The 15167-nt window shown below is 69.3% G+C and carries 15 protein-coding genes; 10 read left to right on the forward strand and 5 right to left on the reverse strand.

All coding sequences use genetic code 11. From position 1 onward, the window contains the following. The first annotated feature begins 40 nt into the window (after positions 1-40). Both GV015_RS06120 and GV015_RS06125 read left to right on the forward strand, forming a co-directional pair. Entirely contained in the window at positions 41-463 is a 423-nt protein-coding gene (locus tag GV015_RS06120; protein ID WP_159877331.1) for an HIT family protein, read from the forward strand. Positions 464-522: 59 nt separating this feature from the next. Then, positions 523-1062: a flavin reductase family protein gene (locus GV015_RS06125; RefSeq protein ID WP_082916284.1), complete on the forward strand. Its 540-nt coding sequence runs from the start codon at positions 523-525 to the stop codon at positions 1060-1062. On the opposite strand, the gene GV015_RS06130 is transcribed toward GV015_RS06125, so the two are convergent. Further along, the gene (locus GV015_RS06130) at positions 1063-2025 is read right to left on the reverse strand and encodes a proline dehydrogenase family protein (protein WP_201299367.1); all 963 of its coding nucleotides are present in this window, start codon (positions 2023-2025) and stop codon (positions 1063-1065) included. It abuts the gene before it with no gap. A gap of 102 nt (positions 2026-2127) precedes the next feature. Here GV015_RS06130 and GV015_RS06135 point away from each other — a divergent pair, with 102 nt between their 5' ends. Then, the gene (locus GV015_RS06135; protein WP_159877333.1) at positions 2128-2700 is read left to right on the forward strand and encodes a YdeI family protein; all 573 of its coding nucleotides are present in this window, start codon (positions 2128-2130) and stop codon (positions 2698-2700) included. Between the two features lie 20 nt (positions 2701-2720). After that, a complete protein-coding gene (locus GV015_RS06140; protein ID WP_159877335.1) occupies positions 2721-3326 on the forward strand; it encodes a maleylpyruvate isomerase family mycothiol-dependent enzyme in 606 nt (201 codons plus the stop codon). A 394-nt stretch (positions 3327-3720) separates the two neighbouring features. Here GV015_RS06140 and GV015_RS06145 read toward each other — a convergent pair whose 3' ends face one another. The 3 genes from GV015_RS06145 to GV015_RS06155 form a co-directional block, all read right to left on the reverse strand. After that, a complete protein-coding gene (locus GV015_RS06145) occupies positions 3721-4992 on the reverse strand; it encodes an HNH endonuclease signature motif containing protein (RefSeq protein ID WP_159877337.1) in 1272 nt (423 codons plus the stop codon). A gap of 594 nt (positions 4993-5586) precedes the next feature. Further along, positions 5587-6018 (reverse strand): hypothetical protein, encoded by a 432-nt coding sequence (locus GV015_RS06150; RefSeq protein WP_071261750.1) that lies wholly within the window; start codon positions 6016-6018, stop codon positions 5587-5589. A 142-nt stretch (positions 6019-6160) separates the two neighbouring features. Continuing rightward, positions 6161-6808, reverse strand: coding sequence for a TetR/AcrR family transcriptional regulator (locus GV015_RS06155; protein WP_159877339.1), 648 nt, complete (start codon positions 6806-6808; stop codon positions 6161-6163). Between the two features lie 132 nt (positions 6809-6940). Here GV015_RS06155 and GV015_RS06160 point away from each other — a divergent pair, with 132 nt between their 5' ends. The 6 genes from GV015_RS06160 (at position 6941) to GV015_RS06185 (ending at position 14712) form a co-directional block, all read left to right on the forward strand. Further along, a complete protein-coding gene (locus tag GV015_RS06160) occupies positions 6941-8599 on the forward strand; it encodes an ABC transporter substrate-binding protein (protein ID WP_124768494.1) in 1659 nt (552 codons plus the stop codon). Between the two features lie 103 nt (positions 8600-8702). After that, on the forward strand, positions 8703-9575 hold the full coding sequence (locus GV015_RS06165) for an ABC transporter ATP-binding protein (protein ID WP_201299368.1): 873 nt from the start codon (positions 8703-8705) through the stop codon (positions 9573-9575). Continuing rightward, the gene (locus tag GV015_RS06170; RefSeq protein WP_056009243.1) at positions 9572-10369 is read left to right on the forward strand and encodes an ABC transporter ATP-binding protein; all 798 of its coding nucleotides are present in this window, start codon (positions 9572-9574) and stop codon (positions 10367-10369) included. Before GV015_RS06165 ends, GV015_RS06170 begins: the two co-directional genes overlap by 4 nt. Then, positions 10366-11349, forward strand: coding sequence for an ABC transporter permease (locus GV015_RS06175; RefSeq protein WP_079704856.1), 984 nt, complete (start codon positions 10366-10368; stop codon positions 11347-11349). The genes GV015_RS06170 and GV015_RS06175 overlap by 4 nt, the downstream gene beginning before the upstream one ends. 1 nt (position 11350) lies before the next feature. Continuing rightward, complete coding sequence (locus tag GV015_RS06180) at positions 11351-12403, forward strand: ABC transporter permease (protein ID WP_159877341.1); 1053 nt, start codon at positions 11351-11353, stop codon at positions 12401-12403. Continuing rightward, a complete protein-coding gene (locus GV015_RS06185) occupies positions 12400-14712 on the forward strand; it encodes a glycoside hydrolase family 3 N-terminal domain-containing protein (RefSeq protein ID WP_159877343.1) in 2313 nt (770 codons plus the stop codon). Before GV015_RS06180 ends, GV015_RS06185 begins: the two co-directional genes overlap by 4 nt. Positions 14713-14791: 79 nt before the next feature. On the opposite strand, the gene GV015_RS06190 is transcribed toward GV015_RS06185, so the two are convergent. Next, on the reverse strand, positions 14792-15094 hold the full coding sequence (locus tag GV015_RS06190) for a hypothetical protein (protein WP_086472955.1): 303 nt from the start codon (positions 15092-15094) through the stop codon (positions 14792-14794). Between the last annotated feature and the right edge of the window lie 73 nt (positions 15095-15167).

Consider the following 15167-nt stretch of genomic DNA (forward strand, 5'->3'; position numbering starts at 1 on the left):
GGTGATCGACGCGCCCGCGGTGAGCCCCGAGAATGGGACGATGCCCGAAACCTGCACCTTCTGCCGCATCCTGCGTGACGAGCCCGACGACGTCACCTGGGTGGAACGCGAGGACGAAGCGGTCGCCTTCCGGCCGTTGCCCGAGTCGGAGCTCGCGCCCGGACACACTCTCGTGGTGCCGCGGGCGCACAGCGTCGGCCTGCTCGACGCCGATCCGCGAGCCCTGCAGGCGACGACCGCCCTCGCTCAGCGGGTGGGACGCGCGATGCGGGCGGCGCTCGGTGCGACCGGCGTCGTCGTGCTGAGTGCGTCCGGTGCCGACGCCGGGCAGAGCGTCCCCCACCTCCATCTCCACGTCGTCCCGTGCTGGGATGACGACGGGGTCACGTTCTGGCCCGAGGGCCGCTCGAAGCACCGGGTCGACGGCGACCCGCATGCGCTTCTGGCGGAGATGTTCGAGTAGTCGGAGATCGCCGCTCCTTGAGTTGACCTCAAGACCGATTGAGGTTCTACGGTTGAAGCATGACCATTCCCACCACGCCGTCCGCTGATCCCGATGCCCTCGCCCGCGCCGCGACCGTCGACGGGTTCAAGACGGCGTTCCGTGACCACCCGGCGGGCGTCGCGCTGATCAGTGCCTCGACCGATCGTGGAGACGTCGGGCTGACGGCGTCATCGGTCGCGTCGGTGGCCGTCGACCCGCCGATGCTGTCCTTCTCGGTCACGCGGGCCACGGGGTCCGCGGGCGGACTGCTCAGTGCGGGGACGGTCGTCGTCCACCTCCTGGCGGACCACCACCTGGAGGTCGCGAAGGCGTTCGCCAAGACGGGGGAGCCGCGCTTCACCCCGGAACAGCACTGGGAGCGACTCGCGACCGGCGAGCCCTACCTGCCGAGTGCCCGTGCGGCACTGCGCTGCCGGATCGTGCAGACGGTCCCGGCCGGCAGCTCGATGCTCGTCATCGCCGAGGTGCTGGAGGTCATCCCGCCCGGCACCGACGCGCCGGCGCTCGTCTACCAGAACCGCAACTTCCACCGCCTGGAGTCCGACCCGCTCGGCTGATCAGGCGAGGAGCGCGATCGGGCCGATGTCCGCGATCGCCTCGATGACCCGCTCGGGGTGCTCGGCGATCCGGTTGAGGACGTAGAGCCACCATTCGGGTCCGTAGACGAGGTATTCGCGCGTCGCGAACCCGCGGCGGTGGAGGTCGTCGAGCAGTTCGGTGCCGAGTCCCTGCAGCATCTCGAACTCCACGTGCGGCTGGCGGAGGTCGTCGCCGAGCGCGCCCTCGAGTGCGGCGACGAGGTTTGCGTCGTGGGTAGCGATGTTGACCCGGTGACCCGACCCAACGAGTCGTGTGACCATGCTGATGTAGGCGGCGGTCATCGGTGCGGAGTCGCGGGGGTAGGCCACCTCGGTCGATTCGAGGAAGGCGCCCTTGACGACACGGATCGGCCCGGGACGATGCAGCACGCGGTCGAGGTCCGCGGGGGTGCGGTGCAGTCTCGCCTGCAGGGTGATGCCGGTCTCCGGGAACCGGTCGGCGATCTGCTCGAAGAGCGACAGCACCAGGTCCGTGCGGTCGGAGCCTTCAGCGGAGATCATGAGCGAGGTGTCGGCGTCCCGGGCCGCCTGTGCGAGCGCCAGGCCGTTGCGCAGGCCGAGCTCGCGGGAGACGACGGAACCGATGTGGGAGAGGTCGAGCGAGATCGTCGCGGTCTGGTCGGATTCGCTGATCCGGCGGGCGAGGTCGATGAACTCCGCGGTCTGTTCGTCGGCGACACGTGCGTCGCGGACCGACTCGCCGACGAGCTCGATGCTCCAGCGGTGTCCACGATCGGTGTTCGCTTCGAGGAGCCGCAAGGCCGAGGCCGCGTCTTCGCCGGCGATGTATCGCAGGGCGGCCCGCTTGGCGACGGCGGCAGCCTCCGGGTGGGCGAGGACTCGCGCTTTGAGGTCCTCGTCGAGGGCCCAGGCTCGCAGGGTGTCGGCGGCGCGCGACAGCGTCTCGTCGTTCATCAGCATGCTTCGACCCTATCCAGTCCTGGGTGGCGGTCCGGACGGCACCGGGGTCTGGGCTGCACCGGGGTCTGGGCCGCGTCGCCCGTGCGCGCTACGCTCGCTCACGTGGCGAGCTTCGAGGAGAAACCGATCCTGGACCTCACGCTCGATGAGTGGGAGGCCTACCTCGCCGGCGCGCCGAGCGACGCGGGCGTGCGGTTGAAGCTGCGGAAGAAGACGTCGAAGGCGTCGGGGATCACCTGGTTGGAGGCGCTGGACGTCGCCCTCTGTTACGGATGGATCGACGGACAGAGCAAACGGTTCGACGACGACTACACGCTGCAGGCGTTCACGCCGCGGCGGAAGAGCAGCCCGTGGTCGCAGATCAACCGGGAGCACGTCGCCCGCCTCATCGAGGAGGGGCGGATGCGTCCCGGCGGGCTCGCGGAGATCGAACGCGCCAAGGCCGACGGGCGGTGGGACGTGGCGTACCGGCAGAAGGACGCCGTCGCACCGGATGATCTGCAGGCGGCGCTCGAAGCGAACCCCGAGGCGGCGGCCTACTTCGCGACCCTCGGCCGCACGGACCGCTTCCGCGTGTTCTTCCGCCTGAGCAACATCAAGACGCCCGCGATCAGGGCCGCGCGCATCGCGGACGTAGTCGAGAAGGCCGCCCGGGGCGAGCAGCACTACCGCTGATGGTGGGTGGATCGGCGCGGATGAGGGTCTCGCCAGGGACCGTCTGGCCGGTCGTCCACGAGGAGCGTCGGCGGCTCGTCGCAAACCTGTCGGTGCTGAGCGACGAGCAGTGGGGGAGGCCGTCGCTCTGCACCGGATGGGATGTGCATGACGTCGTCGCCCATCTCGTCGATTCGGCGAAGACGACGCGGCTGGGATTCGCCCGACGACTCATCGCCGCGCGGTTCGATTTCGACCTCGACAATGAACGCGGGGTCGAGCGGGAGCGGCGGAACGATCCGCAGGAGACGCTCCGCGCCCTGGCGGACGCCACCGAGCTGAGGCGCACCCCGCCGGCGAACCTCGCGACCAGGCTCGTCGAGGCCATCGTGCACGCTGAGGACGTCCGCCGGCCGCTCGGCATCAGCGCGGACTACCCGATAGCCGCTGTCCTGGTGGCGTTGGAGTACCAGCTCCGGACCGGCGTCTCGATGAGCGGTGGCAAGGAACGCGCCCAGGGGGTCCGGCTCGTCGCCGAGGACGCCGGGGTGAGCTGGGGTGCGGGCGACGAGGTCCGGGGATCGGCGCTCGACCTCTTGCTCGCGGTGTCAGGGCGACCGACCGGGCTGGCGTTGCCCGGTAGGTGAGGAGGAAGCTGGAAGTCTCCCGCGTGCACCTTCCCCGTTGACCGACGTGCCTGGGCTCGGCTGCCCTTCGACAGGCTCAGGGACCGAAACGGTTCGGGCACACTTCTCCCGGTCACTGAGCTTGTCGAAGTGCCCACGAGGAACCCCTTCGACAGGCTCAGGGACCGGGTTCATCCGGGTGAACCTCTTCGGTTGACCGAGGTGGCGCGGCTCGGCTGCCCTTCGACAGGCTGAGGGACCGAGGTGTTGCCGGTGAACCTCTTCCGGTCACTGAGCTTGTCGAAGTGCCCACGAGGATGCCTCATCGTTCCGGGCACACCTCTCCCGCTCACTGAGCCTGTCGAAGTGCCCACGAGGACCCACCCCCTTCGACAGGCTCAGGGACCGAAACTGGTCAGAAGGGCGCGGGATCGGGTTCGGTCCGATACTGCTTCCCATCGGGTGTCGTCCAGTCGAGGACCCCGCCGGGTTTGTGTTCGAGGTTCCACCCGGGCAGGTGTTTCATGCGGTGGTGATGTCGACACAGGCAGGCAAGATTGCCGACACCTGTCGTCCCGCCGTCCTCCCACGCGACCGAATGATCGAGATCACACGCTCTGGCCCGTCTGCCGCAGCCCGGTGCCCGACAAGTGCCGTCCCGCAGCCGGACCGCCCGCTGGAGGTCGGCCGGGACCCGGTACTGGTTCCGCCCGACGGAGAGGACCGCACCCGTTTCCGGTTGGACGAGGATCCGGGTGAAGCTGGGGGCGTTCACCGCGATACGGGCGGCGGTCTCGGGGTCGATCGGACCGTAGCCGTCGAGCATGCCGGGTGCGTCGGAGACGCCGGCCATGGTGAGCGCCGGGACGGTGATCTGCACGGTCGGCTTGATGTGCTCCTGCACCTCGATGGGGTGCGGGAGGACCGGGCTCGACATGACGTCTTCCGGGGTGACGCCGGTGAGCGCGAGCGCCGCTAGGGCGTCGGCCTGCAGTTGTGCGCAGGTGCGCGTATCTCCTGCTGCTCGCGACTTCGCCGCCGCTGCTTCGACCCGCTCGACGAGCCCCTGGGCGATCGGGGCGGTGGTGAAGAGGTGCACCCACGCCATGCCATCGGCTGCGGGCTCGAACTCGACCCGGCGGTCGGCCTCCGACCGCCGGGCGCGTGCGGTGATGGACTCGGGGTGGAGTCGCTCGCGGAGCGTGCGGGCGCGCTTGCGGAGGTTCGCGTTGGTCGTCTGCTCGGCGACCGGCAGGACTTCCGCGAGGAACGCTGCCCGCCCAGCGATCGGCACGTCACTGAGTTGGTCGATGATCGTCTGCGCGTGCCGGGCCGAGATGCGCCCGGCCTCGAGCGACTCGAGCACTGCTGGGGCTTCATTGACGAGGCGTTCCGCGTCGTTCGTCGCCCGCTGGACCGTCTGCTCAGGCGTTCGGGTCGCCATGGCGAGGGCCGCGCAGGTGGAGCGGCGGGAGAGCGCAAGGCGCTCGGCCGGCGGGAAGATCGCCGGGACCGTGGCGTCGGCGAAGGCGTCCGCGTAGGCGGCAGAGCGGGCGAGGAGCCGGGCCTCCTCGGCGTCCAGAGCCGCGCGGCGGCGGTGGATGTCCGCGAAGGCATCCGAGAACTCCGCCAACTGCGCGGCGTACTCGTCACCAGCTCGAACTGCGGAGGCGGTGGTCTCGGTCATGGAACAAGTCCACCATGGACCACTGACATTCCAGATGCTGAGTTGGCATAGTTGTGGAAGGTGCTCGTGGACCCTTCGACAAGCTCAGGGACCGGGGGAGGTTGGCCGGATTGGCGGGGTATTCCGTGGGCCCTTCGACAGGGTCAGGGACCGGTGGAAGGGCGCCGGATTCCTGGGGTTCCTCGTGTGCCCTTCGACAGGCTCAGGGGCCGGAAGGGGTCCGCCGGATTGTCGAGGTCGTGGGCCCTTCGACTGGGTCAGGGGCCGGAGGAAGGGCACCCGGATTAGGGGAGTCTTCCGTGGGCCCTTCGGCAGGCTCAGGGACCGGGAGAAGATCACCGGAGCAGGAGGTCCCTCGTGGGCCCTTCGACAAGCTCAGGGACCGGGAGAAGACCACCGGAGCGGGAGGTCCCCCGTGTGCCCTTCGACAGGCTCAGGGAACGGGGGAAGGGTGCGGGGTCCGTGGAGTCGCTCGTGGGCCCTTCGATGGGCTCAGGGAACGGGGGAAGGGCGCGCGATTCGCGGGTCCATGTGCCCTTCTGCGGGCTCAGGGGCCGGCGCTCGACCGGCGCCCGGCCCATTGGCCGGACGGGGTCAGACGGCCCGGGCGAGCAGGTCCGCGACGCGCTTCGCGACGGCGTCGTTCCAGGCGGTGACCCCGAAGGCGGTCGGCCACAGGTCGCCGTCGTCGAGCTTCGCGGAGTCGTTGAACCCGATGGTCGCGTAGCGCGCCTTGAACTTCGCCGCCGCCTGGAAGAACACGACCGCCTTACCGTCGGCACCGACGTAGGCGGGCATGCCGTACCAGGTCTTGGCCGCGAGGCCGGAGTCGCCGCCCATGATCAGCTCATGCAACGGCTCGGCGATCGCGCGGTCGGCGTCCTCCATGTCCGCGATCGCGTCGACGACGGCCTGCAGAGCCTCCTCGCGACTCGCGGCCGCCTTCAGCTCCTTGGCGCGCTCCTTCATCGCCGCGCGCTCCTCGGCGCTGAATCCGCTCTTCGTGCTCGACTGCTTCTCGGCCATGTCGGCGTCCTTCCGTTCGGGGCTGTGGTCCGCCTCTCACGGTAGACCCGCGAGCCCCACGGCGCTTCTCGAATCCTGCTCGGCCCACTGAGCCGCCCAAAAGCGCTCGAAATCAGCCCGAAAACCGACCGATTCGGGCGACTTAGCCGTCCAGTGCGCCCGGCCCGAGCACCGACTCGACGATGACCCGGATCGCGTACTCGCTCGTCTCGGCGAGGTCGACGTCCGCAGGGTCGATGAGCCACTGGACCTGCAGACCGTCCATGACCGCCAGGATGGACGCCGCCGCACGGTGGATCGTCTCGGGCGCATCCACGCCCCGCTCGGCGCACACCACCTCGAACGCCTCCGCGATCTCGCGCCGGAGGGTCCGGTAGCGGTCGTCGAAGTAGTGCCTGGCCGGGTGGTCCTCGGTCACCGACTCCGCCGACAGGACGACGAACGCCTGCACGATCCCGGCGCGCTGCGCGTTCGCGGCTGCGGTGCGGATCAGGTGCTTGAACAGGTCGATACCGCCGGGGATGTGCTGGTTGTCGAGGTCCTGGACGTCCGTCGCGTCGCGGTAGCTGAGCACCTCGAGGAGGAGCTGGTCCTTCGATCCGAAGTGGTGCAGGATGCCCGCCGGCGTCATGTCGACGAGCTCGGCGATGTCGATGAGGGTGCCGTTCGCGTACCCCTTGGCGCCGAAGACGTCGAGCGCGGAGCGGACGACCTCGGCTCGTCTCGCCACAGTCGCCGGGCGTGGCTGGGCTGGTCGTTTCGCCGTGTTCTGTCGTTTCACCGTGCTCATGGTGTCCGTTCCGCGGGGGCCTCGATGCGCCCGACACTACCGCGCTTGCCAACTTACTGAATGGTCAGTAAGTTATCACCGAATCCCGACTTGCGCCGCACTGCCGCAGCGCACACCCAAGAGGAGAAAGCGATGAAGCTGAGAACCCCACTGCTGGCCGCGTTCGCGGCCACAGCCCTGCTGCTCACCGGATGCACCGGTGGCGGCGGGTCGAGCGACGGCCCAGAGAGCGGCGCCGCCCTGACGATCGCGAAGCCGGACGGCTCGATCGCCACCGAGTCCAACAACCCCTACGTCGGCGACTCGTCCGCCATGAAGCTCGGCTACATCAACGCGATCCTGGAGCCGCTCGCGATCGTCAACCTCGTCGACCCGAGCGCGGAGGTGAAGCCCTGGCTCGCGTCCGAGATCGCCTGGTCCGACGACTACACCTCCGTCGCCCTGACCGCCCGCGACGGTGTCACCTGGAACGACGGCGAGGCGTTCAGCGCCGACGACATCGCGTTCACCTTCCAGCAGTTCATCGACCACCCCGAACTCGACAACTCGGCCCTCGGCCTCACCACGGTGGCAACCGAAGGCGACACCGTCACCCTGTCGTTCACGAACCCGATGTTCGTGAAGCAGGACAAGGTGCTCCTCAAGCAGATCGTCCCGAAGCACGTGTGGGAGTCCGTCGACGACCCCGCCACCTTTGAGAACCCGGAGCCCGTCGGCACCGGCCCGTACACGCTCACGAGCTTCAGCACCGAGAGCGTCGAACTCTCCGCCCGCGACGACTACTGGGGTGAGCAGCCTGCCGTGCCGACGCTCTACTACGTGTCGTACAACGACAACACGGCCCTCACCACCGCCCTCGCCAACGGCGACGCCGACTGGGCGCAGGCCTTCATCCCGAACGTTCAGTCCGCGTACCTCGACAAGGACAAGGAGCACAACGTCTACTGGGCGGCCGCCGGTCTCGCCGTCGACGCGATGTTCGTGAACACGCAGACGAAGCCGTTCAACGACCCCGCGTTCCGCCAGGCGGTGAACCTCGTCATCGACCGCGAGCAGCACCAGCAGATCGCCCGTGAGGGCGGCGTCCCCGAGCTCAGCTCGGTGACCGGCCTCCCGACCCCGGCGGGTGACGCGTTCATCGCCTCCGAGTTCGAGGGCGAGGACTACACCGTCGACGCGAAGGCCGCGAAGCAGGTCCTGACCGACGCCGGCTACACCTGGGAGGACGACGTCCTCACCGACCCGTCCGGCGAGGCCGTCACCTTCACGCTGTCGGTGCCGCAGGGTTGGAACGACTACGTGACCGGCATCAGCCTCATCGCCGACTCGGTCAAGACGCTGGGCGTCACCGCCACGGTCGACACCCCCGACCAGGACACCTGGTGGGCGGCGAAGTCGGACGGCGACTTCCAGGCCATCCTGCACTGGACCGACACCGGTGCGACGCCGTACGACCTGTACTCCGACATCATGGACGGCCGCTGGCTCGTCGCCGAGGGCGAGGCGGCCGACTTCAACTTCGGTCGCTACGACAGCCCGGAGGCCACCGCGGCGCTCGCGGCCTACGCCAACGCGACGGACGACGCGACGCGCGCAGCCGCCCTCGAGACCGTCCAGAAGCTGTTCGTCTCGGACGTCCCGGCGATGCCGATCGGTACGCGTCCGTTCATCGGCTCGTACAACACGCGGAACTACACCGGATGGCCGAGCGAGGACGACCCCTACGCGCCCGCCGACCCGACGCAGCCGACCGCGGTCTACATCCTCACGCAGCTCAAGGCCGCGAAGTAAGCACGGGCACCACACCGACGGGCGGGGCGCTCATCCGTCCCGCCCGTCACCTCCCGCATGCGCAACGGCATGCACCGCGATCAGCACAGAACGGACTCATGCAGTGACCAACGACGACCTGCTGACGGCGTCCTCCTTCAGCGTCACCTACGACGTGGAACCTCCCGTCGAAGCCGTGCGCGACGTCTCGCTCACCCTCCGCCGCGGCGAGATCCTCGGCCTCGCCGGCGAGTCCGGCTGCGGCAAGACCACCCTCGCCTACGGCCTGCAACGGCTTCTCAAACCACCGGCGGTCATCACGGGTGGGACCGCCGTCTTCCACGACGAGTCCGGCGAGGACATCGACCTCGGCCGGCTGGGCGAGGAGGAGATGCGCGCGTTCCGCTGGGACAAGGCGTCCATGGTGTTCCAGGGTGCGATGAACGCCCTCAACCCGGTCACCTCGATCGGGCGGCAGCTCGACGACGTCTTCACCACGCACCGCCGGGGCATGTCACGCGCCGAACGCCGCGAGGAGGCGGGCAAGCTGCTCGACATCGTCGGGGTAGGCCGCGACCGCCTGAAGTCCTACCCGCACGAGCTCTCCGGCGGCATGCGCCAGCGGGTCATGATCGCGATGGCGCTCGCCCTGAAACCGCAGCTGATGATCATGGACGAGCCGACCACCGCGCTCGACGTACTCGTGCAGCGCGAGATCCTCCAACAGATCTCCGAGCTCCGCACCGAGTTCGGGTTCTCGGTCATCTTCATCACCCACGACCTCCCGCTGCTCCTCGAGATCTCCGACCGCATCGCCGTCATGCGTGCCGGCCGGCTCGTCGAGATCGACACGGCGGAACGCATCTACCGACAGGCGAAGGACCCGTACACGCGGAAGCTGCTCGCGTCCTTCCCGAGCCTCACCGGCGAGCGCGGCGACTTCGTCCGTGGGACCGGTGGCGCCGCGTCGGCCACCCAGGCAGGAGTGACCGCATGACCACCCTCGAGTTCTCACACGTCTCGAAGCGCTACCGGGTCCGTGGCTCCGGTCACATGCTCGCGCTCGACGACGTCAGTTTCACCCTGCGGTCCGGCCAGACGCTCGCCCTCGTCGGTCAGTCCGGCAGTGGCAAGTCGACCATCGCGAAGATCCTCACCCAGTTGGAACGGGCGACGAGCGGCGACATCCTGCTCGACGGCAAGGCGATCCCGCGTCGTGGTCGTGCACTCCGCCGCTACCGCCAGCAGGTCCGGATGGTCTTCCAGGACCCGTTCGCCTCGCTGAACCCGTCGCACACGATCCGTCACCACCTGGAGCGACCGCTGCGCCTCGACCACGTCGTCCCGGAAGCCGAGGTCGAGGACGAGGTGCACCGCCTCCTCGAGCGCGTGCAGCTCGACCCGGCCGGCACGATCGACCGCCGGCCCCACGAACTGTCCGGCGGTCAGCGCCAGCGGGTCGCCATCGCCCGCGCACTCGCGTCGCGTCCGTCCCTCCTCATCGCCGACGAGCCCGTTTCGATGCTCGACGTCTCCATCCGGCTGGGTGTCCTCAACCTCCTGGCCGAGCTGCAGCGCGAGTCGCAACTCGGTGTGCTCTACATCACGCACGACCTCGCGACCGCGCGGCACTTCAGCGACGAGATCATGGTCCTGCATCACGGCGAGGTTGTCGAGCGAGGCCCGGCCGACGACGTGATCCTCCGCCCGCAGCACCCCTACACGCTCGCCCTCCGCAACGCGTCGCCCGACCCCGACCGCCACTTCGCGGGAACGGAGACCATCGCATGACCTTCTTCCTCCGTCGCGCCGCCTTCTACGCGTTCACCGCGTGGGCCGCGATCACGATCAACTTCTTCCTGCCGCGGATGCTCAAGGGCGACCCCGTCTCGGCGTACATCGCGAAGAACCAGGGCCGCATCAGCCCGGAGGCAGCGGACTCACTGCGCACCCTGTTCGGACTCGACGCCGACAAGTCGATGCTCGAGCAGTACCTCGACTACTGGCGGCTCCTCTTCTCGGGCGACCTCGGACGGTCCTTCTCGAAGGGCCTCGCGCCCGTCACCGACGTGATCGCCGCCGCTCTGCCCTGGACCGTGGGACTCGTCGGGATCGCGACGATCCTGTCGTTCGTCCTCGGGACGTCCATCGGCGCCCTCATCGGCTGGCGACGCGGCAGCAAGGCGGACTTCATCGTCCCGCTGTCCACCTTCTTCTCGACGGTGCCGTACTTCTGGATGGGCCTCATCGCGATCGCGGTGTTCTCCACCCTGCTCGGCTGGTTCCCCGCCTCCCACGCCTACGGCAAGGGATCGAGGCCCGAGTTCTCGCTCGACTTCTTCGGGCAGGTGATCGCGCACGGCTTCCTCCCGGCGGCGACGATCGTGCTCGCCTCGCTCGGCGGCTGGATCCTCGGCATGCGCAACATGATGGTCACCGTCCTCGACGAGGACTACGTGACCGTCGCCCAGGCGAAGGGGCTGCCGACCCGCCGGGTGCTCGTCGACTACGCCGCACGCAACGCGATGCTGCCGCAGCTGTCGAGCTTCGCCCTGTCGCTCGGCTTCATCGTCGGCGGCACGATCGTCATGGAGATGGTCTTCTCCTACCCGGGCGTCGGCAAACTGCTGCTCGACGCCACGACGGCGAAGGACTACCCGCTCATGCAGGGGCTCTTCCTCGTCATCACGCTCACCGTCCTCGTCGCGAACATCCTGGCCGACGTCGCCTACGCGGTGCTCGACCCCCGCACCCGCCAGATGGAGTCCTGACATGACCATCCCCACCACCGAGGCCCTCGCCACCGCCGAGGCGCCCAAGCTGACGCCCGCTGGTCGCTCGTTCGCCGCCCGGTTCGCGTCGTCGTTCGCGATGTTCCGGAACGGCAAGTCGATCGCGGGGCTCTGCATCCTCGGGTTCTTCGTCCTCGTCGCGGTCTTCGGCGACCTCATCGCGCCGTACGGTCCGCTCGAGAAGGACTTCACCGCGCTGCGCCAGGCTCCGTCGGCCGCGCACCTGCTCGGCACGACGCACATGGGTGAGGACGTCCTGAGCCAGCTGATCTACGGCACCAGGGGCGTGCTCCTCGTCGGCTTCCTGGCCGGGATCTTCGCGACGATCATCGCCGTCGCCATCGGGGTCACCGCCGGGTACGTCTCGGGGTTCACGAGCGAGTCGCTGTCCGCGCTGACGAACGTCTTCCTCGTCATCCCGGGGCTCCCGCTGATGATCATCGTGGCGTCCCAGTACGACAACCCGAGCCTGTTCCTCATCGCCGGTGTCCTGGCGCTCACCGGGTGGGCGTGGGGCGGCCGGGTGCTCCGCGCGCAGACGATGTCGCTGCGGAACCGTGACTTCATCCAGGCGGCGAAGGCGAACGGGGAGTCCCTCTTCCGGATCATCACCGTCGAGATGCTGCCGAACCTGACCGCCATCATCGCCTCGAGCTTCGTCGGCACGGTGACCGCTGCAGTGCTCGGGCTCACCACGCTCGCGTTCATCGGCGTCATCCCCATCACGAACCTCAACTGGGGCACCATCCTGTTCTGGGCGCAGCAGAACGGTGCGTTCCCCGACTTCTGGTGGTGGTACGTGCCCGCCGGTGTCTGCATCGCCCTGCTCGGTGTCGCGCTGTCGCTCATCAACTTCGGGATCGACGAGTACGTGAACCCGAGACTCCGCTCGGCGGGTGAACGCGCCAGAGCCCTCCGCAAGCGAGGCATCAAGCCCGGGGCGAGTGTCACCGCCGTCCGCACCGAGACGACCGGCCCGTCCACGATCACCGACACGACCCACACCGAACGCGCTGGAGCCACCGAACGATGAAGACCGACACCGTCCGCCACCTCGAGGACGCCCGCTACCTCGACCCCGCGCTGCCGATCGCGGCCCGCGTCGACGACCTCGTCGAGCGGATGACCGTCCGCGAGAAGGTCGGGCAGATGATGCAACTCGACGCGCGCGACGACATCGACGCCCACGTCCTCGAGACGCACGTCGGCTCGATCCTGCACGCCTCGCCGGAGCGTCTCGCGGTCGCCCATGAACTCGTCGGGCGGACGCGACTGCGGATCCCGCTGATCGTGGGGGAGGACTGCATCCACGGTCACTCCTTCCACCTCGGCGCGACGATCTTCCCCACGCAGCTGGCCATGGCCGCGAGCTGGGACGCGGGGCTGCTCGAACGGGTCGCCAGGGCCACGGCCGTCGAGGTCGCCGCGACGGGTGTCCACTGGACGTTCTCGCCGGTGCTCTGCATCGCCCGTGACCTCCGCTGGGGCCGCGTCGGTGAGACCTTCGGCGAGGACCCGTTCCTCATCGGTGAGCTGGCCTCCGCGATGGTGCGCGGCTACCAGGGCGACGGCCTGTCCGACCCGACCGCCATCCTCGCGACGGCCAAGCACTTCGCGGGCTACTCCGAGACGCAGGGTGGCCGCGACGCGAGCGAGGCCGACATCTCCCCGCGCAAACTGCGGTCATGGTTCCTCCCGCCGTTCGAGCGGGTCGCCCGCGAGGGCTGCGCCAGCTTCATGCTCGGCTACCAGTCGATCGACGGGGTGCCGATCACGGTCAACGAGTGGCTGCTCAACGACGTCCTGCGCGGTGAGTGGGGGTACGAGGGGACGCTCATCACCGACTGGGACAACGTGGGCCGTATGGTGTGGGAACAGCACGTCAGCCCCGACTACGTGCACGCCTCGGCTGCCGCGATCCGTGCCGGCAACGACATGGTGATGACCACGCCCGGCTTCTTCGCGGGCGCTCTGGAGGCGCTCGAGCGCGGGCTGCTCGAGGAGGCCGACCTCGATCGGGCGGTCCGTCGCATCCTCACTCTGAAGTTCGCGCTCGGCCTGTTCGAGCACCCGCGGCACCCGGACGCCGCCGAGCAGCTCGCGGTGATCGGCTCGCCGGAGCACACCGAGCTCAACCTCGAGACCGCGCGGCGTTCCCTCGTCCTGCTCCGCAACGAGGGCGTGCTGCCGCTCGCCGGCGGCTACCGGGCGGACGAGGCTGGCAGGGCGATCGTGACGCCTGAGGCCGGGCCGCAGCGCATCGCCGTCGTGGGTCCGCTCGCGGACGACGCGCAGATGCAGCTCGGCGATTGGGCGGGCAACTCCGGCCAGGCCGGTTGGCTGCCCGACGGCCAGCCCCGCGAGATGATCACCACCGTGGTCGACGGCCTGCGTGCGGTCGCACCCGCCGGGAGCACGGTCACGACCGCGTTCGGAGCCGACATCCTCACGCTCTCGCCCGATCCAGCGGGCGCGACCTTCCCCGACGGCCAGCCGCGCCCGCCGCTCGTCACGCCCGCGCGACCCGACGAGGCGCTCATCGCGGAAGCCGTCGCGCTGGCCGAGGACGCCGACGTGGTCGTCGCCGTCGTGGGTGACCGCATCGAGCTCGTGGGGGAGGGCCGCTCCACCGCGACGCTCGAACTCATCGGCGGACAGGTGGCACTGCTCGACGCCCTGGCGGCCACCGGGAAGCCGCTCGTCGTGGTCCTGCTCGCCTCGAAGCCGCTCGTCCTGCCGCCGTCCGCGCTGCACGCCGACGCGATCGTGTGGGCGGCGAGCCCGGGCATGCAGGGTGGGCGCGCGATCGCGGAACTCCTGCTCGGTCTCATCGAGCCGACCGGTCGCCTGCCGATCTCTTTCGCGCGGCACGCCGGCCAGCAGCCGACGTACTACAACCAGATCCGCGGCCAGCACGGCGACCGCTACGCCGACCTCACCCAGGAGCCCGCGTTCGCGTTCGGCGACGGACTGTCCTACTCGAGCGTCGAGTACGGGGAGCCGCGCCTCGACCAGGCCGTCTACGGACGTGGCGACACCCTGCGCGCCGAGGTCGAGGTGCACAACAGCGGTTCGCGTCCCGTCCTCGAGACGGTGCAGGCGTACGTCAGCGACCTCGTCACCTCGGTGAGCTGGGCCGACCAGGAGCTGAAGACCTTCCGTCAGGTCGCGATCGAACCGGGCGACACGGCGACGGTCACGATCGAGCTGCCCGTCGCCGACTGCTCCATCGTCGACGCGAGGGGGCGACGGGTCGTCGAAGCGGGCGAGTTCGAGCTGCGGGTCGGCGGTTCATCACGGGCCGATGCGCTGCGCGCGGTCCGCTTCACGATCGCCGACTGAGCCGTCGGCCGCCGGAACCCTCACGGGGCCGCACGAAGTCCCTCCTGTTTGGTGCGGCACCCGTGAGCGGTCCCGAGGACTACGCCAGTTCGTCCACGTCAGCGCGGACGGTGACCTCGCCACCGTTGGCGCCGTGCATCAGGTCCTCGAGCAGGGGGCGGTCCATCTCGAACGTCTCATCCGAATCGAAGCTGAACTGCAGCGGGATCGACGGGTGCAGCCAGAGCGTGACGCGGCCGCGCTCCGTCGAGGTGTCGCGCAGGGTCACCGAGAACGACTCGTTCCGGCGGAGCTTCATGAGGGTGATGGTCTTGACGTGAGCCAGCATCCGGTCTTCGAGGTGGAACCGGTTCTCGCCCGTGCCGTATACGATCGCGCCCATGTGCTGTGCCCTTCTCCGGGCCTCCGACGATCGACACGGCGAGATGCGCCGGTGTCGAGCGGCCAGCCTGGAG

The organism is Plantibacter sp. T3 (genome assembly GCF_902506515.1).
GTDB lineage: Bacteria > Actinomycetota > Actinomycetes > Actinomycetales > Microbacteriaceae > Plantibacter > Plantibacter auratus.